Raw genomic sequence first — 469 nt, forward strand, 5'->3', positions numbered from 1 at the left:
GATTCTGTAGAGAAATCTACTTTAGGCGATCTTAGCGTATTGGCTCAATTGAAAGAGCAAATGGAAGGCGAAGAAAGCAAAAACAAATCTAAATAGTTTTTAACCAGCTTAATCATATCATCCCGATAGCGAAAGTTATCGGGATTTTTTTTGCTCAAATATTTGTGACGTTGTGAAATAACACGGGCGAAGTTTCTAAAACTTAATAAGTGTTTCTATATTTAGCGCTCCGGAATCCCATGTATGAAAAAACCACTGATCCTCTTATTTCTTGTCTTTTCTATTTACATTTCTAGCGCTTTTGCACAAGCCGACAGCATTAAAGTTTATGTACTTGACGCGCTTCAGCTAATGAAGAATCGTTCGGTTAACAAAGATCAGGTTGATTGGGAAAAAGTATACACCACTGCCTTAGCTGATGCCACTAACGCCAAAACCATCAGGGCTACCTACCCTATCATTAGAAACG

The 469-nt window shown here is 38.0% G+C and carries 1 protein-coding gene; it reads left to right on the top strand.

Going from position 1 to position 469, the window contains the following annotated elements; all coding sequences use genetic code 11:
- Positions 1-243: 243 nt before the first annotated feature.
- The coding region (locus tag JHD69_RS20340; RefSeq protein ID WP_199142145.1) for a hypothetical protein at positions 244-469 on the top strand (226 nt) is incomplete at its 3' end.

It is taken from the genome of Pedobacter sp. ASV12, assembly GCF_016429155.1.
In the GTDB taxonomy this organism is placed as follows: domain Bacteria; phylum Bacteroidota; class Bacteroidia; order Sphingobacteriales; family Sphingobacteriaceae; genus Pedobacter.